Here is a 24,383-nt window from a genome sequence, read left to right on the forward strand (position 1 = left end):
AATCTCATTCCCACAAGGCCCGGCATTTTGCATCGTCGACTTCAACATGAACGGTGACGGAATGCATCCAGGGATGCGGGATGCAGATGAAATGGTATTCGCCTGAATACAGAAACAGCGAAGAAGCGTCGGCTTCCTTTCCGGCCGGAAGGTCGGCTCCCTGCCCCCATAAATAAATCGTTTTTTTCTTTCCCTTGTCCTGGTATTCAAATTGATGATCGACCTGGTCGATGTTGATGAATTCCACTTCCTGGCAGTCCCTTATCTCAACCCGTTCCTCCGAAAACTGCGAACCGACCACATAGATGGTTTGCTTTGCATGAGCATTGGAAGAAAAGAGAGAGACGGACAGTGCGACGAATACGAGAGTTTTTAATACGCAGAATCGTTTCATGATGACACCTGAGATAAATTTCGAGGATGGTTGAACGGGGAATTTACAAACTAAAACGGGTCAGGAGGTTAATCGGATATTATACTTTTTAGCGAGAATGCCCTGCGTTTGCCGGGCTTTGTTCGCCCAGTTTTTATTTTCCTGATCTGTGTACAGGCGCAGAGATTCCTGAATGTGTTTCACGGCGTTCTCGCCGTCGTTCATTTCATCATAGACCAGCGCCAGATTGAAATAAACCCCGGCGTCTTCATTGTCCAATTGCTGGGCGCGTTCCAGATATTCGCGCGCGCTCTGGTAGTCTTTGACTTTGATATAAGCCGAAGCAAGTTTGTTGAGGCCTTCCACCGATTTCGGATCGTGTTGCACCGCTTCCTTGAGAATGGGAATGCTTTCCTGGATTTTGCCCTGCCTCAGAAAAATCTCGCCGATAACAAGGTAAGCCAATCCGACGGTTGGATCTTTTTTGAGGGCCTCTCTGCAGAATTTCAGCGCGTTATCAAATTGGCTTACCTGGTAGTAGGCGCGACCTTTGATAGCAAGAAAATCGCCTCGTTCCGAGTCAATCTCCAGCGCTTGCTCGGCTATGGCGATGGCGTCATTCACGCGATTCTGAATCAAGCTGAAATGTGCGCTGAGGCGAAGTCCCGCAAGGTCTTGCGGGTGCGCCGCGACATATTCCTTGATGATTTTTCCGGCGCTTTCGTAATCTTTTTTATCGAGGAATTCCTGAGCCTGCGCCAGTTGAATACCAGCGTCGGCTTCCTTGGTTTCGGCGCTTTCTTCACCGCCGCATGCGGTCAACAAGGTCAACAGAATCGCTAGCAAAATACTCGGCAGGAAATGGGGCAAAGCAAAATTTCTCATTTGAATCCAAGGTTGGAATTGGGCTGTTTTCAATGTAATTGAAATCAGGGAAGCGGTCAAATTTAAGGAATGTAATTGAAATTAGAGGCGGTTTTACAATGACTATCTAATTCTCTGCGAAGATGTCATTCGCCGATCAGGTGCAAGAGGAGCGTTCTCGTGTGCGGTGCACGGCGGTGTTCATACAGGTAAAGGCCTTGCCAGACGCCCAGCGCAAGTCGATGATTTCGAAGAGGGATAGACAGTTGCGTTTGCGTGAGAGCGGATCGGATATGAGCGGGCATGTCGTCTGAACCTTCCGTCGTGTGCCGATAGTCGGGGTCGTTTTCCGGGACGAGTTTTGAAAAGAATCGTTCCATGTCATGCAGGACGTCGGGGTCGGCGTTTTCCTGAATCAACAACGATGCGGAAGTATGCGCGACGAACAGAGTGAGAAGTCCTGTATGAAATCCAAATTTCTCGGCCCAGGCCTTGATTTTTTCCGTCACGTCGATCAGGCCCTTGCCATTCGTCGAGACCTTAATTTCTGTAAATTCCTGTTTCATCAAATAGTTCCAGTTTAGCGATAAATTGATTATACTGAAAATCGCGGCTTCGGAAGAGAATCTTCAATGCCGCCATTGTTTCGTCAGGTTTTTTGAGCCACGGCAATCTTCGCAGGAGGAGTCTATGAGCATTCCAGCAGAACAGGAAGTCAGTTTCAAGGACAGCGTGAATTTGAGTTTCGATCTTGCTGTGGCCACCTTGGACATACCCAAGGGCATGGCCGATTACATTCGCAACGTGAACAATGTCTACCAGGTGCGCTTCCCGGTTGTTATCAACGGCCAGATCGAATCCTTCATCGGCTGGCGCGCGGTACACAGCGACCATAAATTACCGTCCAAGGGCGGCATTCGTTTTTCTCCCTTTGTGAATCAGGATGAAGTGGAGGCGCTGGCGGCTTTGATGACTTATAAATGCGCGCTGGTTGACGTTCCTTTTGGCGGCTCGAAGGGCGGCTTGTTGATCGATCCAAAGAAATACGAACGGCAGGATATGGAGCGCATCACCCGACGCTTCGCCTACGAATTGATTCAAAAAGATTATATCAGTTCCGGGGTCAACGTCCCGGCGCCGGACATGGGCACGGGGCAACGCGAAATGGCGTGGATGGTGAGCACCTACATGGCGCATAAGCCGGACGACATCAACCATCTCGCCTGTGTGACCGGCAAGCCGGTTGCGATGGGCGGTATTCGCGGTCGCGTTGAAGCGACGGGGCGCGGCGTGGTCTTTGGATTGCGGGAATTTTTTCGTCATCCTGAAGACGTCAAAAACGCGCGCATGGAAGGTTCTCTGGAAGGAAAAAAAGTCATCGTCCAGGGCCTCGGCAACGTGGGCTATCACACCGCAAAAATTTTACAGGAGGAGGACGGCGTCACCATCGTCGGCGTCATCGAATTCGACGGCGCGATTTATAACGAAGGCGGACTCGACGTTGAAAAAGTATTCCTGCACAAGATCGCCAGTGGCGGCGGCGTGAAAGGCTATCCCGGCGAGTGCGAATATATTGAAGAAGGCGCTCTTCTTCTGGAGAAGGAATGCGATATTCTCATTCCAGCCGCGATGGAGGCGGTCATCAATCAAACCAACGCCGCGCGCATTAACGCGAAACTGATTGCGGAGGCCGCGAACGGTCCGGTGACCTTCGCCGCGGAAGCGATCTTGAAAGAGAAAAAAATCGTCATCATCCCCGACGTGTATCTCAACGCGGGCGGCGTGACGGTTTCTTATTTTGAATGGATTAAAAATTTATCGCATATCCGCTTCGGGCGCATGCAGAGGCGTTACGAAGAGAACCAGAATCAATTGATACTGGAAGCGATCCAGTCCTCGGGCGCCAAGGTCGCGCAGGAGTTGATCGACCGCCTGAAGAGCGGCGCGGACGAGGTCGATCTGGTTCGCTCCGGTCTGGACGACACGATGCGCGGGGCCTTTCAGGCGATTCGCGAACGATACTGGAGCGACGACAAGGTGGACAGCTACCGCATCGCCGGAATGGCTTTGGCGATTGAGAAAATCCACACCGGTTACAACGCGATGGGCATCTACCCCTAAACTCCTATGCCTGAATTGAAGGACAAACGCGGCTCTGCGGGCGCGCGCGATCCCGGTCGCATCGGCTGGGTGTGGGCGGTTTATCTGTTACTCCTGCTGGCGGCCCTGCCGGTCTGGCCCCTGCCGGGTATGATCTGGGGACTGCCCGCCTGGGCGGTTACGACGGTGGCGGTGGCGGCTGTGACGAGCGCCTTCACGGTGTTTGTCTTGCTGAAAGTCTGGGACGAAGCGGAAGAGGATCTTGATGAATCCTGCTGAGTCCCTACCCTTTGGCGTTGGCGCGCTGGTTGCGGTGGGTTTTTATGTGGTCTTCCTCCTTGGCATTGGCGCTTTTGCCTATTCAAAAACGCAGAAAAATAATTTTGGTGATTTTTATCTGGCAGGCCGCAACATGGGCCTGCCTGTGTTGTTTCTGACCCTGTACGCGACACAGTACAGCGGCAACACCTTCCTTGGGTTCAGCGGCGCCGCCTATCGCGAAGGCTTCAGCTTTCTCGTGTCGGTGCATTTCATGATCGCGATCGTCATCGCCTACCTGATTCTCGCGCCGCGCCTGTTCCGCTTGAGTCGCAAGCATTCCTTTGTAACGCCGGGCGATTATATTTTTCATCGCTACCAGAACCACGCCCTGAGAATCATCATCACGCTCTTCATGACCATCGCCGCCTGCAATTTTTTATTGGCGCAGATGAAAACCCTGGGCACCGCCTTCGCCGGAATTTCTCAGGGGCAGATACCCATGTGGGCGGGCGTGGTCGGTCTGGCGGCGATCATGCTGATTTACGAATCGCTGGGCGGCATGCGTTCGGTGGCCTGGACCGACGCCTTGCAGGGCAGTCTGTTGCTGGCGGGCTTCATCGCTCTCATTTTTATCGCGTTTTCGGAAATCGGCGATTTACAGGGAGCGGTCGCCACTCTTGCGGCGAATCCTGAAACGCTCAAAAAATTACAGCCGCCGGAGGGCGAGGGTCTATGGCGCTGGCTCAGCTTCATCTTCATGGTGGGACTGGGCGGAGCGATTTACCCGCAGGCGATTCAGCGGATTTACTCGGCGCGCAACGGGGTCACCTTGAAACGTTCGCTGGCTTTCATGGCGGTCGCTCCTTTGACGACGGCGCTGATTGCGGTGGTGGTCGGCGTTTTGATGGCGGCTCACAGTCCCGGACTGGAAAATGTTGTGCAAGAGGGAACGAGCAAGGCGATTTCTCCATCGGAGACGGTTCTGCCTCTGCTGTGTTTGAAGATCATGCAGTCTTCGGAATGGGGTTACTGGCTGGTGGTGATGATTTTCGCCTCCCTGCTGGCCGCCGTCATGTCCACCGCCGATTCGGCCTTGTTGACCGTCAGTTCGATGGTGTCGAAGGATATTTACGGAGCTTATATTCGACCGAACGCGGATCAAACGCAATTGACGCGCATGGGCAAATGGATTTCCTGGGGGCTGATGGCGCCGGTGGTGTGGATGGCCCTGTCCTATGAAGGAAACCTGATCCATTTGTTAAAGATCAAATTTGAATTGCTGATCCAATGCGTCCCGGCGTTTTATCTCGGACTGCATTGGGAGCGTTTGCGCGCCCGTACCGTTCTTTGCGGCATCGCGGCGGGTCTGGTCGTCACTTTGGGGCTGATCTGGTCCGGTTCTCTGGGGCTGGCGTCTGCCAATCATCCCTTGTGGGGAGGCGTGCATGCGGGCATCTGGGGGCTGGGGGTCAACCTGCTGATCTGCGGCTCGGATTTTTTTAGACAGAAAGCCCCGGCAGAGAGATGACGCGGGTCGCGTTTATGGTATGATACGCTCAAAATTACCGTTCCAACCCGCTCATAGAAAAATCTGCAGAACGATCTGGATCGTCGCGTTTGTGGTATGATACGCTCAAAATTTCAACTCCAACCCTGCTCATAGAAAAATTTTCATGACCGAATCATCGAACGCGGATTCCTCTGAATACGCGAAAAGCGGAGTATCCAGCCGAGGCGCCGAGGACGCGCTGTCCGGAATTTTAGGGCATGTTCTGCCCACGCGCGAGTTCAACCCGCGCAACCCACTGGTCGCCGACATCGGTTATTTCGCCAATGTCATGGATATCGGCAACGGCATGGGGCTGGCCTTTGGAACCGACGGCGTCGGCTCGAAAATCATCGTCGCGGAATTGATGGATCGTTACGACAGCATCGGCATCGATTGCGTGGCGATGAACGTGAACGACGTGATTTGCATCGGCGCCCGCCCGATCAGCATGGTGGACTATATCGCCTGCTCGCACACCGACCCGGAGATATTCACGGCGCTCGGCAAGGGGCTGGCGGAAGGCGCGCGTCAGGCGGATATTCATATCTCTGGCGGCGAAATATCGCAGATACGCGAAATCATCAAGGGCGTCGATCTGGTCGGCGCCTGCGTCGGGCTGGTGCCTATAGACCGCATCAACATTGGCAAGGACGTGGCGCCGGGCGATTTGATCGTCGGCCTGGCCTCCACAGGCGTGCATTCGAACGGATTGAGTCTGGCGCGTCGCGTGTTGCTGGGAGAAGACCCGACGAAACAAAAAGAGCAGGCGCGTCGTTTTGAAGAACGGCTGGGGACGACGGTGGGCGACGAGTTGTTGAAACCGACGCAGATCTACGTCAAGCCGATCATGGAAATGCTGGATAGCAACTTACGCATGAAAGCGATGGCGCATATCACCAGCGGCGGTTTTGGCAATCTCAATCGCGTGGCGGCGGACAATATCCGCTTCGTCATCGACCCGGTTCCGCCGCGTTCTCCGGTGTTCGACTACATTCAGGATTGCGCCGAGATCGAAGATGCGGAAATGTTCGAAGTGTTCAACATGGGCGTGGGATTTTGCGTGGTGGTGGAAGGCGCGAGCGATGTGGAGCAGGTCAACGCTATTTGCAAGCGCCACGGCATCGACTCCTGGGTGATCGGTCAGGTGGAGGCGGCGGTCGGCAAGGAAGTGACGATTCCTGCGCACGGTCTGATCTGCAAGGGACAGACGTTTACAAAAATCTGAATTCAATGCCTTCCTGAATTGTGGAATGAATTGAATTTTTAGAAGCGATTGCGATACGGATGTTTAAACGGGAACCAGGTTATCGAGAGATGCGAAATTTTTTAATGCGATAGATTTTTACTAGAGGCGATTGCCAATGCTGGTGTTCAAACGAGATATAAGCAAACGAGAAACGGGACCTCTGCCGGAAGGCTTGAGCGAGGAAGAAGCGAAGTACGAGAGCTATCACCGCAAATTGTTTCCTTATACGATAGTGCGCGGCGGGCTGGACCTGGCCTACAAGGAGATGGACGACATGATGGACTATGTCGAAAACGATCACACGCCGCCTGCCGGTTCTTCACGACGCGATTTCCCTGCGGATATTCCGGCCTGGTACCGATCTAGATTTCCCTGGTCGGCGAATTTTCTCAGCATGGAAGAGACGCATTCTGCTTTGGTGATCATGGCGAAGGCGATGGATTCCTTCGGCACGCGCGAAAAAATGAAGACCATTCACTGGATGGTCTTGTACGACTGCGTCCATTTCATTGTCGACCTCTACAACAAACTCCTCGAAGATTCTGCCGACAAGGCGCGCGACATCAACCTCAGCAACGGCGTCGCCGTGGACTTTGACGATTTCATCAACCAATACTGGTTCGATATTGATTTCGCCCTGCTCTCCAAACCCGATTACCCGCATCAGGTTCACGCCGAGCGCAAGGGCGAGATTGAATACTGGGTCGATGATTTGATGATCGACGGCACAGAGCCGTTGAAGGCGATGGAAGAAGCCGCGCGCGAGTTCAAACTCGATCCGGCGACTCAGGCGTTACTGCGGCGCGATCCGGTCACGCCGCAAATGCTGGAGTTGGAGTCCGTCCGGCTTTAGCTTCCTTTTTAGAAATTCCTACTGCTCGCGTCGGCCAATGTCGGTGCGGTAATGCGCGTCGTCCCATTGGATGGTCTTCACCGCCTTGTAGGCTGTGTTGATCGCCGATTCCTGGCTGGCGCCCAGGGCCGTCACGCCCAGCACCCGACCGCCGCTGGTGACGATTTCCCCATCCTTCTCTTTGGTTCCTGCGTGGAAGGCGACGACGTCTTTCAACGCGCCGACTGCATCCAGACCTGAAATCTTTTTTCCTTTCTCATACGATCCGGGATAACCGCCGGACGCCATCACCACGCAGACCGCAGTCTCCGGCTTCCATTCAATCTGGCATTGATCCAGCGTGCCGTCGATGCAGGCTTCGAAAATGGGGATCAGATCGCTTTGCAGGCGCATCATCAAAGGTTGGGTTTCCGGGTCGCCAAAGCGCGCGTTGAACTCCAGCGTTCTGGGACCGTCGGCGGTCAGCATCAGTCCTGCATAGAGGATGCCGCGAAAGGGTCGGCCTTCGCTTGCCATCGCCGCAATGGCGGGTTTGAGAATCGTTTGCAGGACCTGTTCGCGCAAGGTCTCGGTGAGGATGGGAGCGGGAGAGAAAGCGCCCATGCCTCCCGTATTAGGGCCTTGATCGCCGTCGAAGACGGCCTTGTGGTCTTGCGCCGAGTCGAGCGGCAGAACCGTCGAACCGTCGGCGAAGGCGAGCACGGACACTTCGTGTCCGATCAATAATTCTTCGATGATGATGCGATCTCCGGCGTCGCCAAAGGCTTTTTTCTGCATGAGTGTTTCCACCGCCTCAACCGCGCTTTTCGCATTCTGGCAGAGCAGGACGCCTTTTCCTGCGGCCAGTCCGTCTGCTTTCACGGCGACGGGATGCGTCAGGGTCTCGGCGTATTGCCGGGCCTGCTCCGGATCGTCAAAGGTTTCGTACGCGGCGGTGGGGATGTGGTACCGTTTCATCAGGTCTTTGGAGAAAGCCTTGCTCCCTTCCAGTTCAGCGGCGGCTTTGCTGGGGCCGAAAGCGCGTAGACCCTCGGCCTGAAAGCGGTCGACGATGCCGAGCACCAGCGGTTGTTCCGGGCCGACGACGGTGAGACCGATGTCATTCTCTTTGGCAAATTTGAGGAGAGCGTCGATATCTTCAGGATCGATAGGCAGATTGCTTGCGATCTGCGCGGTTCCCGGGTTTCCCGGAGCGCAGTATATGTTTTGAGCCAGCTCGCTTTGCGCCATTTTCCAGGCTAGAGCATGCTCGCGTCCGCCGCCGCCTACTATTAAAATATTCATCGGTTCTCTCCAGGGTCGTCGGGGGTGGAATTAATAAGAGGGTGTTATCCCGGCAGAATTTATATAAAATGCCGTCCTGTTGCAAGTTTTTCGGAGAGTTTTTTATGTTGCGTCTGGTTCAGATTGAAAAATCTTTTGGCGACAAGCCCATCATCCGCAAGATTTCGCTGGAAATCGAATCGGGGGAACGCTTTGTTTTGCTCGGGCATAGCGGTTGCGGCAAGACCACCTTGTTGCGCATGGTGGCGGGTTTTGAAACGCCGGATGCCGGACAGGTCTGGTTGGAAGGGGAAGACGTGACGCGCACGCCGGTGGAGCAACGCCCGGCGGGTTTCATTTTTCAAAACTATGCCTTGTTCCCGCATATGTCGGTTTACGACAACATCGCCGTCGGCCCAAGAGTGCGCGGCGTACCGGAGGCGGATATTCGTCGCGAAATCGACGTCTTGCTGGACATCACCCGCTTGGGAGATTTGCAACACGCTTTTCCCGGTCGCCTGAGCGGAGGCGAGTCGCAACGCGCCGCCATTGCCCGCGCACTGGCCAATCGCCCCAAGATATTGCTTCTCGACGAACCCTTGTCCGCGCTCGATCTGGAGTTGCGCAAATCGCTTCGCGACGAACTGGTGGAATTGCAACGTTCCCTGAAAATCACTTTTCTATTTGTTACGCACGATCAGGAAGAGGCGATGGGCCTGGCCACTCGCATGGCGATCATGAAAGACGGCAAGCTCCTGCAAGTGGGCGCGCCGCAGGAATTGTACGACCGACCCAGGAGTTCTTACGTCGCCGGGTTTCTGGGCGAAACGAATCTGTTTCCCGGTCGGGTGGCCGGCGTTGAAGCGGGGAAAGCCACGATTCAGCTAAAATCGGGTCAGCGTCTGATTGCCGATGATGAGGGTGCATTGAAAAGCGGGGATTCGGTGACCTGTCATATACGACCCGAGCGATTGCGGCTGGTTCAAAATGCGGAGGACGCCGCGGCGAATTTTCAACTGAAAGGCATTGTGGAGAATTGCCAGTTTCTCGGAGACGCTTTGCGCCTGACCCTGCAAATGGGCGGCGGGCCCTTTTTCGCGGCGCGACTGCCGCGCGGTTATCTGACGATCGCCAGCGACCAGTTGCGCTCCGGTCAGGAATTATCCTTGTCTTATTTTCCTTGCGATGTGGTTGCCTTTCGCAAGGACTCGGAGGCCTGATCTTCATGCGACGCTCCCTGCGAATTTTGATGGTTTTGATCTGCTTACTCATGGGATGCTCCGACAGGTCCGAGGCGCCGAAAGCGAAGAGTGATGCAGAGGCAACGCGATGGATTGTGGCGACGGACACGACGCTGATTCCCATGTCATTCATTGATGAAGCCAGTCAGCCTGCAGGATTCGAGATTGATCTGATCCGACAGATCGCGCAGAGAGCTGGGGCGGAAATGGATATCGTTTCCGTCGAGTGGCCGGGATTGTTCGGCGGATTGATTACGGGGAAATACGATCTGGTCATCAGTTCGGTGACGATTCTGGAGGAGCGCAAGGAGCGCATGGCCTTCAGCATTCCCTACCTGACCAGCGGTCTGGCGCTGGTGACGCGGCGCGACCGCGAGGACCTGAATTCGCTTGAAGATTTGCGGCGCGGGGGGATGCGGGTCGGAGCGCAAACGGGAACGACGGCTTCTTTTTTTCTGGAGAAGGAGCCGAAAATCCGAAGCAAGGGCTATCAGGCCTACGGACACGCGATCACGGATTTGATAAACGGCGAACTCGATGCGGTCCTTGGAGAAAGCAGCGCGACTTTGTATCTTAAAAACCAGAGCAAGGAATATTTTGAAAAGGTCAAGATGGTTGGGGAGATTCTGACCAAAGAGCATTATGGCATTGTTGCGAAGAAAACGGATACGGCCTTGCTGGATCAAGTCAACGCGGCGCTGGCTGAAATGATTGCGGCGGGAGAGGTGAAACGTCTTCATGAAAAATGGGAGCTGGGTTTATCCTCTGCGCCGCCGGAGTTGGCGGACGCTTCCGCGAATTGAAAAATTTTCGAATGAATACAACCGGGCGATACGAGAATGATATTGACTGAAAACCAGAACAACAAGCGCTCCAACGCTACCGGTCACTGGGCCTGGAATCTGGCGGTCGGCTTCAGCATTTTTTTTCTGATCTACCTGCCCGCGAAAGACGTCTGGCAGGGAGAGAGCGGCGGCGATTATTACACGCTGGCGACGCTCTTGCCGGCAGGCGTCTATTACACGCTGGCGGTGACTTTTCTGGGCAGCGCCTGCGCGATTCTGGTCGGTCTTCTGGTGGCTCTGGGGAAAATGTCGAAGCGTCCGCTGGTGCAGACGCTGGCGTCTTTTTATACCGAAATTCTGCGCGGCGTTCCTTTGCTGGTACTGCTCTTCTATATTTATTATGCGCTGGGTGAATTTTTGAAAATACCGGCGCTGTTTTCTGCGGTGCTGGGCTTCGGCTTTTGTTACGGCGCCTATATGGCGGATGTGTTTCGCGCCGGGGTGGAGTCGATTCCCGTTGAACAAAAGGAAGCGGCGCGCAGTCTGGGCATGACGGAGCGGCGCGCCCTGCGCCAGATCATTTTGCCGCAGGCCATGCGCACGATTTTACCGGCGGTGAGCAACCAGACGCTGGGCATGCTGAAAGACACCAGCCTGGTTTCGGTGTTGGCGATCAGCGATATCCTGAGAGTCGGCAACGAATACGCGACCAAGCATTTCAATTATTTTGAAACCTACACCTATGTGGCACTGATGTATCTGGCTCTTACTTTGCTAATGTCGCGGGTGACTTTGTATGTGGAAACCCGCTTGAAGACCCGGCAGGAATGGAGATAGGCGGGAAGGGATCCAGAAAAACCTATAACGCTAAAGCCACCCTCACCTGTATCCTCTCCCTGAGGGAGAGGGCGGGTTTCACCCGCAGGAATAGGGCCGATGCGTTTCAGTTGCGCTTAACGAGATAGATAGCAATACAAGACCAGCTTTATGTCTCCGGTCACAGGCCGGGAGCGTTGGGTCTCCGGTCACAGACCGGGAGTGGGAAGGGATCCAGCCCCCGAAGGGGCTGGACAAAACTTTAGATTCGGCAGTCTTTCACCAAATCAAGAACGCGCACCGGGCCGGGAAATCGCGCCCACTGCTCTCGTTCCATTTCGTTGAGCTGGGTCTGCAAGGCTTCGATATCTTCCTTCGACACGCCTTCGCTGATGACCAGTTTGGATGCGGCCCAGCAGTCTGCAAGGCTCACCTGATTCCAGCTTTCATAATTGTGCCCATTGTCTCTCAAGGTGTTTCCCACAACGTGTCGCCCACATTCGTAATAATAGGCGTACTGCTTCATCAGGGAATCCCATTCCGCGCCCAAGCCGTCGTTTTCCCAGATGACGGGGTTGCCGCCGAAGGAATAACCGGCAATGGCGATTTTGGTGACCTCGGGAGAGCTTCGAAAATCAACCCGGTCACCCCGGTAGTCGCTGCAATGAAACGAAGCGGCGGATGCGGTGGTGGCAAATAAAATTGCAGATAAAAATCCAAAGAACAAAATCGATCGTTTCATAACACCTCGTGATTGGTTTGCTGAACAAGACCGTGTCGCTAATTAATGATAATAAATTGTGCGCCCAATATAAAGGAAGCCTCGATATTTTTCAATTATATAGAGCCTGAAAACGGGTTTTTTTGCTAAATCCCCCCTATTTTCCGGATTGTTTCATTTCATTCACCAGTTGACGCAGGGCGGCGCTGTCGCCTGCATTGGGTTCCAAACGCAGATAGGCTTCGAAATGCGGGATGGCTTTCTCCGGTTGATTCTTGAATTGCAGGTAAATGATGCCCAGATTTTTTTGGACGCCGCCGATTTTGGGATGGCGTTCTGCGAGCTTGAGAAAGGTTGCCAGCGCGTCGTCGATATTGCCTCTCTGGATTTGCAGACTCCCGGCGTTGATATGCGGCGAGAGGAAATCGGGATCGGCGGCGGCGGATTGCTGGTAGGCGGCAATCGCGGCTTCAACATCGTTCTTTAACATGTGAGCGTTGCCAAGTCCAAAATAGGCTTTCGCGTTGCGCGGTTGCATCTCAAGAAAGGCCTTGAAATTTTTGATGGCCTCGTCGGGCTGTCTCAAATCCAGCAGGATGAATCCCAGATTGAAATAGGCTTCCTCGAAATAAGGATTGTGCTTGATGGCCAGGCGATACGATTCGGCGGCGGCTTGTTTGTTTCCCGTCAGGTCGCGGGCCTTGGCGAGATTGTAATGCGCCGGGGCGTAGCTCGGGTCGAGCTGAATCACTTTTTCGAAAATCGGGATGCTCTCCTGAAACTTCCTTTGCTTGCCGTAAATATTGCCGAGGTTGCTGAGCGCCTGCACGTAATTGGGATTGAGCGCCAGCGCGGATTTCAATTCTTTGATCGCGTTTTCGTAATCGCCCTTTTTATCGTAGGCGCTGCCAAGATTGTTGATGGCGCGCAGGTGGTTCGGGTATTTCTGTTTCACGTCGGTCCATAGCGTCACTTCATCCTTCCAGACTTCATTGCGCAAAACCGTTCCCGCCGTCAACAGCAGGAGCAGGGCGGCGATCCCGCAGGCGAAAGCGGCTTTTGCGATGGCGGTTCGCGTGGCGGCTATTTGCGAAGCGGCGCGCGTCAGAAGAGCCGAGGCCAGCAGGCAAAAGCCGATCATCGGCAGATAGGTCCGGTGTTCGACCATCACGTCGAGCAGAGGAATCACGCTGGAGGTCGGCGCCAGCGCGACGAGAATCCACAGCAAGGAAAAGCCGGAAAGAGCGGCAAGGGCGTTCGACTTGCGCAGGATCAGCCAGCCGCACAGAGCAATATAGAAAACGAGGATCAATATTCCCGGTAGAAGTTTCAGGCTGAACGCTCCGGCGACCAGATCGGAGTCCAGAGACAAATTCAGGGGAAGAAGCATCTTGCGAAAATATTCCAGCGGGATCACTTGCGTCTGAATCAGAAAATAGGCCCAGGGCGTGGCGTCGTTTTCCGTCGCTGTGACCAGCCCGCCGCCCCAGCGCGCTTTATAAATGATCGCGGCAAGGATCGTCAGAGCGCCGCCTGCAAGCCAGCGCCAGGAGGCTCGCAACCATTCGCTGGGGCCGGAGCGAGACACGAAGAAATAATGGAACAGAACCATTGCCGCGGGCAGGGTGACAACGATCTGTTTGGACAACATTCCCAAGGCGAAAAAGAATCCTGCGCCCAAAGCAGGGCTGAGCGAAGGCGCGTTTGAGGATTCTTTTGCCGTCGTTCGGGAAAAATAGAAAAGGATCGCGCTCAGGTAGAACACCGTCGCCATGACAGAAGAGCGGCTTGAGATATAAGTGACGGATTGCGTGTTGAGCGGATGAAGCGCAAACAGGCAGGCCGCGAGAAACGGAAATCCCGAAGGAAGCGGCTCGACCAGAAGGCGCTGGATCAATTGCGCGAATCGGTAGAGCAGGAACACCGCGACGATATGCATCGCGATATTGAAAGCGTGATAACTCCAGACCTCGAACTCGCTCACGGCGTAGTTCAGGTTGAAGGACAGGATCACCAGCGGTCGTTGCCAGAAACTGAAAATGAAATCCGGGATTTTGTCGAGTCCGCGAATCCAGGGCTTTTCGAGAATGGAAGGGATGTCGTCGAAATGAAAAGAATGCCGCCAGGTGTTGGCGTAAGCCAGCAGGGTCAGGAGCGCAAGGCTGATGTAAGGGGCGGCGCGTTTCACGTTCGTTTCGCGAGTTCGTAAAAATGCGATTGAATTTTTTCCGCCGCCGCGTCCCATGAAAATTCAGCGACGGCGCGTTGACGGCACAAAGGGCCCAGATCGAGAATCGTTTGCGGATCGTTCAGGAATTGCAGTAGCCCGTCTCGCATCGCCTCCGCCGAAGCGTCGCGAAAGAGCAGGCGATCATCCACCGCGCCGAGCAATTCGCGCGTCGCTCCGACCGGCGTGCCCAGCACGGGCAGACCGGAAGCCATCGCCTCCGCCGTCACCAGCCCAAAACCCTCGATGCGCTCCGTCGGCAAAACGAAAACATCAGCGGCCTGATAATACAGTGGAAGCTCCTCTCTGCTGAGCAGGCCCATCAGACGCACCTTGTCCTGCAGGCGCCACTCGACAATGCGACGCTCCAGGGTTTCGCGCACCGGCCCCTCCCCGGCGATCAGCGCCAGAAAAGTTTTATCCGGCTCCTGTTCGCAAACCTGCGATAACGCCCGCAACCAGTTCTCCAGACCCATGCGATGATGCAGGCGCCGCACCGTCAGCAAGATCGGTCGATCCTCCGGCAGATTCAGTTTGCGCCGCAAGGCGCTTTTTTGCTCCGCCGATTGCGGCGGGTGAAACTCCTCCGCATCGACGCCGCTGGAGACCACCCGCGCAGGTCTGTCATGAAACGGGAAATAGCGACGCAGGCGCCGCTTCGAATATTCGCTCAACACCAGAAAGAGCCGCGAATGCGACAGGCAGACCCACTCCATAAAGCGCACCGCCAGCAGAGCGGGCGCCGCCTTCAACCAGTCCAGCCAGACCGGAGCGTGTTGCTTTGTTAGTTGGCGGTTGATGATTTCCTCATCAAACCAGGAACTGTGAAAATGATAAGCCATCGGAACTTTCCAGATCGCCGGACAGGTCAGCGCCAGAAAACCCACCAGCGGATTGTGAACATGGATCACATCAATCGGCCCTTCCTGCAACAATCCCTCAAGCTGTTCAGCGATGCCCGCGCGCAGAGCGAACAGCGATTTCGCAGAGGTCTTCGGGATTCTGAAAATCCGCACCCCCTCCAGCTTCTGCGCATCCGCCAGCTCATCCGAAGGCTTGCAGGTGATCAGCGCCACCTGATCGCCGCGCTCAACGAAGCGACGGTTCAGCTCATAGCTCACCCGCCACGCTCCGCCCACCGCATCCGGGTAGCTATAATATTGTAAGGAAAGAATTTTTAACTGTTTTGCTTGATCGAAAACCATTTCAGGATCATAATGAGAAATAGCCTATAAATCAACCAGCATGGCGCGTTTGACGCGACTTGCCTTGCTTTTAACGGCGCTCGATTCTATGTATATAGATGAAGGTTTAATATAAACATCCCCGAATTCGGGGGCGAAACGGTTTCGACGAGAGGTAATGATACAAGGGTTGCATGTGCGGGATGCCGTTGGCCCGTTAAAAAACGGCGAAAACATAATCGCTAACGATTATGATGTTGCAGTAGCTGCTTAAACAATAAGTTAGCTACCGTTTCCGCTCTCTAAGCCTGCGGGGGAGATGGAAACGACATTTAGCGGGCTGGTCTGAACGGTAGGCTTCTGGCCGTTTGGACGAGACTTAAAGAAGCTGGCGGCGGGGACATCCTGTTCCTGGGAGATTCTTGCCGCGAGATCCAAAGCAGGAACTAAACATGTAGACGCCTTTGCTTGAAAACTTTCGGACGGGGGTTCGACTCCCCCCGCCTCCACCATTTGACGATCCAGTAAAATTCAGAGAAGTCCATAAGCCCTAGGAAACTAGGGCTTTTTTGTTGCCTTGAAGTCCGATGTGTATCAATGAGGTGTGTTGACATCTGGGGGCAACTGGGGGCATACTTGGGGGCATCTGACCCTGTTGCAAAGGAGTTGCCCCAAATGTCGCTAACCAACACCTCAATCCGGAACGCCAAGCCAGAACTAAAAACCCGAAAGCTTTATGATGAACGTGGCCTTTATTTGGAAATCTCCCCAAATGGCGGAAAATGGTGGCGATTCAAATACCGTTTTGAAGGGAAAGAGAAGCGCCTATCTCTTGGCGTTTACCCTGATGTGAGTTTGAAGGATGCGAGGGAAAGGCGCGAAGAGGCCCGAAAGCTGGTTGCCAACGGTATTGACCCCAGTGAGAACCGCAAAGTCCAGAAAGCCGTGCGGGAAGGGTTTGCAGAAAACAGTTTCGAAGTGGTGGCGCGGGAATGGTACGCAAAACATTCCTCAAACTGGTCTGCCGGGCATGGAGACCGAATCCTTCGTCGCCTTGAAATTGACGTGTTCCCCTGGATCGGGGAGAAACCAGTTGGATCGGTGAAAGCCCCGGAATTGCTGTCGGTGATCCAGCGCATTGAAAAACGCGGAGCTTTGGAAACTGCGCATCGTGTTTTAGGAAACTGTGGACAGGTCTTTCGCTATGCCGTCGCCACAGGTCGAGCGGAACGCGATCCATCCGGCGATTTGCGCGGAGCCCTTCCCCCTGCCAAAGTGAAGCATTTGGCGGCAGTTACCGAACCCAAACAAGTCGCTGATCTTTTGCGAATGATGGACGGCTATGAAGGAACGCTTACGGTGAGTTGCGCCCTGCGCCTGGCCCCTTTGGTGTTTGTGAGGCCCGGCGAACTGAGAAAAGCGGAATGGGCGGATGTGAATCTAGAAAACGCGGAATGGAGCTATATCGTAACGAAAACAGATATTCGTCACATCGTACCCTTATCACGGCAAGCTCTTGAGATATTGCGCGAGATACATCCCCTGACAGGGCACGGTCGCTATGTATTTCCCAGCGCCCGCGCCGGAGGACGTCCGATGAGCGATAACGCGATCCTTGCGGCCATGCGACGCATGGGAATCCCTAAAGAAGAAATGAGCGGCCACGGATTCCGCGCCATGGCCCGAACGATTCTGGATGAAGTATTGGGAGTACGCCCGGATTTTATAGAACATCAACTCGCCCACGCCGTGCGTGATCCCAACGGACGCGCCTATAACCGAACCGCGCATCTCGAAGAACGCCGCAAGATGATGCAACAATGGGCCGACTACCTGGACCAGCTCAAAGCTGGTGTGGATGTGATCCCGGTTCGGCAAGGGATTTGAAAGTTGCTTTAGTTAGGAGAATGCAGGATATGATAGCTTTTCAATTACCAGTATTAAAAGTTACATGATAATTGATTGCTTCCATTTTAAAATTACCCTTATCAAGCGTAGGGTTCTTGAGGCAAAAAACTTTGGGTTTTGATGTTATTGTGGAGAAAACAAAATAGATGTAATAATTACCTAGCGATTTACTTTTCTCAAATTCATTTGCGGAAATGTAAAAACCTCGACCTAAATTTTTGCCAGTTGTTGCTTTAACTTCAATGTAGCGCTTCGCCCCGTCGGTTTCGTATGAAAGTATATCGTAACCAGCTCTATCATCTATATCCGCTGTATATATAATTTTTTTAACAAGGTCTTTTCTACCCCCAGCAGACAACCTTTTTTTCTCAAGTTCTAAGACTATCTTTTCCCCCGGGGTGCCAATAGATTTCAAATTACTGAGATGTTTTTCGTAATCTCTGGGCGGTTTCTTCGCCATCTCTTTCGATGAATTTTTTCCTTCAGGAAATTCATCGATAAATTCGGAGCCTTGAAGGGCCTTGTCTAATATGGGGAGTGTTTTTGGTGAATCCGAGTCAAGTGTAGAGCCTTCAATTTCAGGATTAAACTCATCATATAAAAACCTCATGAAGAGGCATGGGTGTTCTGCTAAAAGTTTGGGCCACGTTTTTCTGTAATCCATTAACGCCCGTTGCATCTCCGGTGGGCTTTCAAATTTGCCGGAAATATTAAGATGGGCTAGAAAATGTTGGAGGTGGTCTTTAGAATATATTGGCGCAAATTTTTCCGGGTAATAAATGAATAAAAGTTTTCCTTTAAAATTAGGAGAAATCTGGTTTGCACGGATCATTTCGAAATCGTCTCTTTCTGCAGATTCGAGCAAATTTATGATTTCGGATTTTACTGCTTCAAAAACATCATGCTCATTGCTTCCCCAACGTTTTGCAAATCTGTATTTTTGTTGGCTGTCAGCTTTGGTCCTGCCAAAATAGATGCCAAACTTGCCAGCAGTAGCCCCAAGTATTCTGCCAAGACTGTCCAATTGGCGTTCAAGGCGGTAACAAAATGAGCGATTCTCTTTACCCATTCCTATTACATATTGGTCGAGTTGCAAGCTCATTAACTTTTTAATAGGATAATCTCTTACAAATTCCTTGCGCAGTTTTTCGGTCTTTTTCCATTCGTTAGAATTGGATAAAATTGGCACGCGCTCCCGAATTCTTGTCTCTATTTCTAGTCTATTCATTTGTGAACCTCTTTTGAGACCAAAGGTATTTCATTAAATTTTTGCCGCCTTTGTCACAGTCAGGATTTTGGAGAGCATCATTCCTATGTATTCATCATCTTCCTGAAATAGGATATTTCTAAATTCGATCTCCGATTTATCAAGGTTCCATAAAAGTTTCATAGTGTGTGAGGGGGTATTGGAAATTATGAAGCTGTTTAATTTCACTTCGGGATCACCCAATCTATCCTCAATGTCTTTTATGGTTTTATAGAATTCAATTTTGGGGTCGGTCGCGCCTAGATTACGAATCCCCTTGGGATCGACAAAGGAAACAAATTGCTTTTCCTCATCCAAAACCCAGACAATAAAATCGGGATGAAAATTTCCGGCTTCGAAAAAACCGACTCCCCTTCCACGACTTAAATTTCTTAATAGATAAAGCTCTCTTCCCTGTAGCAAATCCGGATCCGTATCATAATAATTTCTTAAATCGTCCACAAAGGTTTGTTCTCCCTTGTTGAGCGCTGCAGGACTGATTTCAACCGCCGTTCCGGAAAGATGAAGCAAAGGCTCATAAAGATGCTGGCCAAACCAAATAGCTTTCATTCCGCCAAATTCCCAAGGCTTTAGTTTTCCAGTTGTGATTAATTCTTTTAGCTCTTTTAACTTTTCAATGATCTCCTCCTGGGACTCCTCCAAGAGAATGCGATAGTAACCATCCTCAAAATCATCATTTGCAGGAGGAAAATTGGGGTCAGGTTCATCTATGTACCGGTATTCCAGGTGGGGAAGCTCCCATTCCTTTTTGCGAAACGAATAATACCGCTCACAATATTTCTTTAGTAGGGCTTCCGCGATTTCCTGCCAAAGCCGTACTTTTTCAAACGAGTCCAGGGCCAATTCATTTTCCGGGATCAATAACCGGTACCAACTCTGGTCCAACAGAAGGTCTTGAATGTTCTCACGCGAAATATTTAAATTGTGCCAGGCCCTTTCGGCTTTATACCGGAGCAATTCGAAATAAAGCGCGTCAAAATCCAAAAAGGCTATATGAAGTTTCGATAAGCAGGCCTCGTTGGGACGGTCTTCCTGTCCCCCTCCGGTTGCATCACGGGACTTTATAGCTTGAATCTTGGGATACCAATTCAGCACCACCTGATTTGTCTGCAAATAACGTGTGGAGGGATCGGTGATGGTGTCAGGTTTTTGAAGGGATGGAATGGGCCCCAGTTTTTTAAACGCATCCCCAAATTCTGTACTCACTCCATTGATAGATTTTTTGAGTCTGATAATTTTTAACTGCTTGCTACCTAGATTGCGGATTACCGGCAGGAGAAACTCTATTCGATCATCGTTGGTTGGAAGTCCTTCTTCCTCAAGAAATTCACGGAACTGGGCCATATAATCCGCTTTGATTCCAAAAATATTCAAGGTCTCCAATATACGAATGTTGCCGGGGCGTTTGACTTCCTCTGGTAATTGAATCTTTCCGCTCCGCTTGAGGCTTTTCCAATAGCCCTTAAGCCGAACGCCGCGCCCAAAAAGCTGGATGATCTGAGAACCTTCTGTGCTTCCCACATTCATGAGTCCCATGGTGCTCACCCGCCAGCTATTCCAGCCCTCTGTAAACTTTTTGGAACCAACCAGAAGGTTTATGGTTGAACCGGGCTTATTGATATCTCCAAATAAGGATCCAGAAAACTCTAACTCTCCGACGACCAGCCCCTTATGCTCTTCGCATAGTTTACAGAGTTTGGCATCGTCCCCAACGTTGATCACTCCAAAGGGGTCGTTGTCACCCACGCGCAGAGCGATCTCGCCGGTCACCCCTTTCAAATTTTCAATGTGTAAAGCTCCTCCACCTGGCGCATTAAAGACGGTAGATAAAACATCTTCATAAATCTGCTCCGCCGACATACCCAAGGTATTTAAATAATTAAAGCGACCAGCAAAGAGATTCCGGCCATCTGCCGCTACAAGACCTTGATTCAAAATACGCTGTATGCTGTCGATGCTAGCGGCTCGCTCATTTACAAACCGCGCAAGGAATTTTAGAATCTCAACAATGTCTGAAGCATCACTTGTGGAAAGTTTTTTCGTGACTTTGCCTCCCACAAAAATCCAAAGTGGTTTTTCAACATTGAATGGATGAAAAGCCCTTTCCTGTTCTCGATAAAGCCGTTGTTGCTGAAAAAAGGCCAGCAGACAGGCATCGAGATACAGCTCTAAATAATTGTCCTGGGTTTCGGGGTCCAGATTGAGGATTTGGTAATCCTTCCCGTACCCATCGCCATAAAAATATTTGTAGGAATAATCAAACAGAACACACCGCGAATATTGTTTGATTAGCTCAGAGCGACCTTTAACCGCTTGACCAAAGGTAGCGGAATATTCAAAGGAAAACCCTTTCTCACAAAGAGCATTGCGGAACCGCATCCAGGCCCCTTCCTCGATGATTTCCTCTTCCATTTCCTCGGCTTCAACAATTTCATCAGCCCAGTCTGCCTCGGATTTTTGGCCATCACGGAGCGCAATTAAACGGGCGTGAAGACTTTCCAGGGTTCCTGCTATCGCTTGAGAAGAGGACGCGAGAAGTTTTCTGAGGATCAATACAGTTAAATGTCTTTGTCGGGCAGGAATGGCATACAGGTCTTCCTTTTGGAGATATTGGGAAATTGCATTGTAAAGTTTAAGCTCATCATCGGTGGGGTGAAAGTGTTGAGTCAGGGCTTTTCTCTCTGTGTAGCGTACATATTCCAATACCTGTTTTCTTAAAGTGCGCTTGCAAATTCCCGAAATGCGTTGCCTGAGTTCTCCCAGGTTGCCACCGGCATTAACATATTTAGACCGGTACGAATTGGGGTCTCCAAAGAGATGGTCGTCAATCAGAGTGGCTAGCCCATACAATTCCATCAAGCTGTTTTGAAATGGCGTGGCTGTCAAAAGAAGTTTTTTTCTGCCTTCAGTGGCCCATCGGATAGACTGTCCCATTTTATTACTGAGGCGATAGGCATTTCTAAGCTTATGGGCTTCATCAATGGTTACAAGATCCCATGGGACCATCCTGATTTCATCTTCCATTCGGACTGCATAATGATAGGAGAGAATAATAATTGCCTTCTGCTCAAAGGGCTTTGCGATTCCCTTATTCTGAAAACTTTTATAGGTTTTTGCATCAATCACCAAAGCGGGTAGATTGAATTTTTCAGAAAGCTCCATAGCCTACTGTTTTCTGATCGAGGCTGGGCAAAGAACCAACAACCGACGCTTTCCCTCCGCCCACTTTTGGCAGAGAACAATTCCGGCCTCGATGGTCTTTCCTAATCCGACTTCATCAGCCAGCACGACCCCTTCGGATAGAGGGGATTGCAGGGCAAACATTGCGGCTTCAATTTGATGAGGATTAAGGTCCACTGAAGCGTCAAAAAGGGATTTTGACAATTGATCCACTGCTCCTGGAGGCGATTGGCGAGTAAGGTCAAAAGCAAAATATTTAGCGTGGTAGTTAGTGATCATTTCGCGTTCAATGTATACCAAAAATTTGCCCGAGTTGATTTTACTTTAAAAAGTACTTTCTCCAAAAATCTGCTTCCGATTCTCAATTAATATTCTATCGAAAATCGGATATACTATGATGGTTTATAACATTTGATGGGGTACTTTACCAATGGCTCGTCAATATTCCCACACCCAATTTTTCCGCAGGGTTCCCAATGTTCTGTTGGGGCGCTATTTTCAAATAAAGAAAAAGGTATTGCTGGACTTAGTCTTCAACGAGTTGACGGAAACCAGGGTGGAGCCTGTTTTTGAAGCTTTCAAGGCTTTGCCGCATGATCAACAAGAGAGTATCGAAGCGGAGTTTCAGGACATCGACAACATGGCCTGCCAGGGTGGAGTGATGGCTCTAACCGACGAGGCGTCTTTTCATGGGAATACCCATTTCACGGAATCCATTGCCAAAGTTAAAGGGTTTCATGGAAAAATCATGTGGGCTTTTCTCGAACATCCGAATCTGTGGGCCGGAGCTACATTGTTTTTGCATTCGGACAATATCGCGGAGTCTTTCTGGAAAAAACGTAACGATCTGCCGCCAACTAAGCCAAACGTAGCAGAAGAATTTATCAAAAGCTTGGCTCAGGAGATCAGTCAATATTTCTATAGCAAGGAAGGTCGGGGCCGAAACTGCAAGGTCGAAGTTTTTCATCGTAATGGGAAGGAATATTTCTTCGCATACCCGGAAGACTTTGCTCAGTCGGGTGTGGAATGGGTTCGTAGCCAGCTTGCCAATCGAGCGCGTCATCCTGCCTTTGAGATCATCTTCGTTTATACCAAAGAAGAAGGTTCGCTGGACATCTACGCCCCGCGCAATACCAAGGCCATTCCAAAACTACAGCAAATTTTTGCTGAGACTATCCTTGAATATAACCAGTTGGATGAATTTGGCGGTGACAAACGTGTTTATGATTTAGATAAACTGGCGAAGCGGGATTTTATTTTCAAATTTTCACCAGATAGCGGGATTGAAGAGGTCGCAATCAAAAAACTTCGCCTGAGCCTTAAAGTTGGCGATAAGCGCCGGGTAACGGTTGAGGCGGACCCTGTACCGGATGCGCTGGCGATCTATGATCTGATCGAGCAACTCAAGCTACCCCCTCACTATGTTACCCAGGCAGAGATTAAAGTTACTTTTTCTCCAACGCCCGGAGTTCGGAGCCGGACTCGTACCTTCCGGGTAAGTTATCCCAATTCATGCGCCTTACGTCACGACGGAAGAGATTTGGTGATTCGTAAGATGCTCGCCGCTTCTGGCATCTAGCCGGAAGATATCAAAAAAGAAAAAACAAAACCATTAGAACTCAAAGCCCAGGAAAATAAATCCGGAGAAACAAAAATCGAAGTGAAGAAACCTGAAGAAACCTGAAGAAACTAAGAGCAATCTATGACCTTAGATGATGTCCTGGAGGATATTATTGTACTCCTTGGCTCAGAAGGAGATTGCAGTCTGGGATGGGAGTTGATTCGGGAGTGGCCTGATGGAGCAATTGAAATTTTTCAGACTGCCGAATGGCTCAAAGACGTTAATTCTGCAAAGTCGGTTGTGTGTCCGGGATGCGAAGAAAATTGTTTCATGCCCGTGCATACATCCTCAGGAAAAACTGAAAATTCTTTCAGCGCCTATGTCGCCTGCGACCGGTGCGACGATATGGGGCGGATACCCATCCCGCCAGAATATCTTCAGCGGTGGCAACTCACAGAAAAGCAAGTGGCGCTATGGATATCGAGAGAATTAGGCATCAAAGGGCAACTTAGGAAGGATAATGAAACCGGAAATTTTCTGATTGAAGGCGTCCAAGGAAAGAGAAAAACAGGTTGTTTTGAGTTGGTTTGTAATGAACCAACATCTATAAAAATATCCGAGTATTCTCTACCACTCCTTGAGCTTGTTTATTGTGACGGAGATCAACTCAAGTTTGATCGCAGGGCGATCTTTGATCTGATAGATCGACCCCCTCCCTCTGACCGATACAAACCTTCAACAGCCAGACGTGAAGTCAATAAGCTGGAAACCCAAGCCCGACATAAAAGCTGGCAGAAAGCCTACCGTGAGTTGAAAAGAAAAAATCCGAAGAAATCTGATAATTGGTGCGCTTTGCAAATATCCAATATGGATATTGCTCAAGGACGCGATTCAGAAACCATCCGTAAAAATATGAAAAAGTAAAAAAGTTGGGCGAAAAGTTTTCGCGCAAATTCCCCAACCCTAACTCCTATAATTTAAAGT

Annotated in this window: 19 protein-coding genes, 1 other RNA gene and 1 pseudogene; 12 read left to right on the forward strand and 9 right to left on the reverse strand. The window is 51.3% G+C overall.

What is annotated here, in order from left to right:
- Positions 1–4: 4 nt before the first annotated feature.
- The 3 genes from G3M78_05080 to G3M78_05090 form a co-directional block, all read right to left on the reverse strand.
- Positions 5–394 (reverse strand): hypothetical protein, encoded by a 390-nt coding sequence (locus G3M78_05080; GenBank protein QPJ64794.1) that lies wholly within the window; start codon positions 392–394, stop codon positions 5–7.
- A gap of 60 nt (positions 395–454) precedes the next feature.
- On the reverse strand, positions 455–1,258 hold the full coding sequence (locus tag G3M78_05085; GenBank protein ID QPJ64795.1) for a tetratricopeptide repeat protein: 804 nt from the start codon (positions 1,256–1,258) through the stop codon (positions 455–457).
- A gap of 125 nt (positions 1,259–1,383) precedes the next feature.
- A complete protein-coding gene (locus G3M78_05090) occupies positions 1,384–1,803 on the reverse strand; it encodes a YjbQ family protein (protein ID QPJ64796.1) in 420 nt (139 codons plus the stop codon).
- 124 nt (positions 1,804–1,927) lie between these two features.
- Between G3M78_05090 and G3M78_05095 the strand changes: the two genes are divergently transcribed.
- The 5 genes from G3M78_05095 to G3M78_05115 all read left to right on the forward strand — a co-directional run bounded on the left by G3M78_05095 (position 1,928) and on the right by G3M78_05115 (position 7,246).
- A complete protein-coding gene (locus G3M78_05095; protein QPJ64797.1) occupies positions 1,928–3,358 on the forward strand; it encodes a Glu/Leu/Phe/Val dehydrogenase in 1,431 nt (476 codons plus the stop codon).
- Positions 3,359–3,364: 6 nt separating this feature from the next.
- On the forward strand, positions 3,365–3,616 hold the full coding sequence (locus G3M78_05100; protein ID QPJ64798.1) for a hypothetical protein: 252 nt from the start codon (positions 3,365–3,367) through the stop codon (positions 3,614–3,616).
- Positions 3,603–5,126, forward strand: coding sequence for a sodium:solute symporter family protein (locus G3M78_05105; GenBank protein ID QPJ64799.1), 1,524 nt, complete (start codon positions 3,603–3,605; stop codon positions 5,124–5,126). The genes G3M78_05100 and G3M78_05105 overlap by 14 nt, the downstream gene beginning before the upstream one ends.
- Before the next feature lie 145 nt (positions 5,127–5,271).
- Positions 5,272–6,372 carry a phosphoribosylformylglycinamidine cyclo-ligase gene (gene purM / locus G3M78_05110; GenBank protein QPJ64800.1) on the forward strand — a complete coding sequence of 367 codons (1,101 nt, stop codon included), beginning with the start codon at positions 5,272–5,274 and terminating at the stop codon, positions 6,370–6,372.
- Between the two features lie 136 nt (positions 6,373–6,508).
- Positions 6,509–7,246 (forward strand): hypothetical protein, encoded by a 738-nt coding sequence (locus G3M78_05115; GenBank protein ID QPJ64801.1) that lies wholly within the window; start codon positions 6,509–6,511, stop codon positions 7,244–7,246.
- 18 nt (positions 7,247–7,264) lie between these two features.
- Here the strand turns inward: G3M78_05115 and purD are convergent, their stop codons facing one another.
- Positions 7,265–8,530, reverse strand: coding sequence for a phosphoribosylamine--glycine ligase (gene purD / locus G3M78_05120; GenBank protein ID QPJ64802.1), 1,266 nt, complete (start codon positions 8,528–8,530; stop codon positions 7,265–7,267).
- A gap of 104 nt (positions 8,531–8,634) precedes the next feature.
- Here purD and G3M78_05125 point away from each other — a divergent pair, with 104 nt between their 5' ends.
- From G3M78_05125 to G3M78_05135, 3 genes are read left to right on the forward strand one after another with little or no spacing between them, the layout of a single operon-like run.
- Positions 8,635–9,729: an ABC transporter ATP-binding protein gene (locus G3M78_05125; GenBank protein ID QPJ64803.1), complete on the forward strand. Its 1,095-nt coding sequence runs from the start codon at positions 8,635–8,637 to the stop codon at positions 9,727–9,729.
- A 5-nt stretch (positions 9,730–9,734) separates the two neighbouring features.
- A complete protein-coding gene (locus G3M78_05130; protein QPJ64804.1) occupies positions 9,735–10,553 on the forward strand; it encodes a basic amino acid ABC transporter substrate-binding protein in 819 nt (272 codons plus the stop codon).
- A 36-nt stretch (positions 10,554–10,589) separates the two neighbouring features.
- Positions 10,590–11,372 carry an amino acid ABC transporter permease gene (locus tag G3M78_05135; GenBank protein QPJ64805.1) on the forward strand — a complete coding sequence of 261 codons (783 nt, stop codon included), beginning with the start codon at positions 10,590–10,592 and terminating at the stop codon, positions 11,370–11,372.
- A 241-nt stretch (positions 11,373–11,613) separates the two neighbouring features.
- Here G3M78_05135 and G3M78_05140 read toward each other — a convergent pair whose 3' ends face one another.
- From G3M78_05140 to G3M78_05150, 3 genes are all read right to left on the reverse strand, one after another.
- On the reverse strand, positions 11,614–12,093 hold the full coding sequence (locus G3M78_05140) for a hypothetical protein (GenBank protein QPJ64806.1): 480 nt from the start codon (positions 12,091–12,093) through the stop codon (positions 11,614–11,616).
- Positions 12,094–12,229: 136 nt separating this feature from the next.
- Positions 12,230–14,260, reverse strand: coding sequence for a tetratricopeptide repeat protein (locus tag G3M78_05145; GenBank protein QPJ64807.1), 2,031 nt, complete (start codon positions 14,258–14,260; stop codon positions 12,230–12,232).
- Positions 14,257–15,504 carry a glycosyltransferase family 4 protein gene (locus G3M78_05150; protein ID QPJ64808.1) on the reverse strand — a complete coding sequence of 416 codons (1,248 nt, stop codon included), beginning with the start codon at positions 15,502–15,504 and terminating at the stop codon, positions 14,257–14,259. The genes G3M78_05145 and G3M78_05150 overlap by 4 nt, the downstream gene beginning before the upstream one ends.
- A 129-nt stretch (positions 15,505–15,633) precedes the next feature.
- Here G3M78_05150 and ssrA point away from each other — a divergent pair.
- Both ssrA and G3M78_05160 read left to right on the forward strand, forming a co-directional pair.
- Positions 15,634–15,995: a transfer-messenger RNA gene (ssrA, locus tag G3M78_05155) on the forward strand.
- A gap of 163 nt (positions 15,996–16,158) precedes the next feature.
- Positions 16,159–17,370, forward strand: coding sequence for an integrase arm-type DNA-binding domain-containing protein (locus tag G3M78_05160; GenBank protein QPJ64809.1), 1,212 nt, complete (start codon positions 16,159–16,161; stop codon positions 17,368–17,370).
- A gap of 40 nt (positions 17,371–17,410) precedes the next feature.
- Here the strand turns inward: G3M78_05160 and G3M78_05165 are convergent, their stop codons facing one another.
- Together G3M78_05165 and G3M78_05170 are read right to left on the reverse strand one after the other, a co-directional pair.
- Positions 17,411–18,619: a DUF3883 domain-containing protein gene (locus G3M78_05165; protein ID QPJ64810.1), complete on the reverse strand. Its 1,209-nt coding sequence runs from the start codon at positions 18,617–18,619 to the stop codon at positions 17,411–17,413.
- A 33-nt stretch (positions 18,620–18,652) separates the two neighbouring features.
- Positions 18,653–22,117: pseudogene (locus tag G3M78_05170) on the reverse strand (DEAD/DEAH box helicase).
- A 151-nt stretch (positions 22,118–22,268) separates the two neighbouring features.
- Here G3M78_05170 and G3M78_05175 point away from each other — a divergent pair.
- Complete coding sequence (locus G3M78_05175) at positions 22,269–23,417, forward strand: hypothetical protein (protein QPJ64811.1); 1,149 nt, start codon at positions 22,269–22,271, stop codon at positions 23,415–23,417.
- 123 nt (positions 23,418–23,540) lie between these two features.
- The gene (locus tag G3M78_05180; GenBank protein ID QPJ64812.1) at positions 23,541–24,323 is read left to right on the forward strand and encodes a hypothetical protein; all 783 of its coding nucleotides are present in this window, start codon (positions 23,541–23,543) and stop codon (positions 24,321–24,323) included.
- Positions 24,324–24,383 lie beyond the last annotated feature (60 nt).

Source organism: Candidatus Nitrohelix vancouverensis (genome assembly GCA_015698305.1).
Classification (GTDB): Bacteria; Nitrospinota; Nitrospinia; order Nitrospinales; family VA-1; genus Nitrohelix; species Nitrohelix vancouverensis.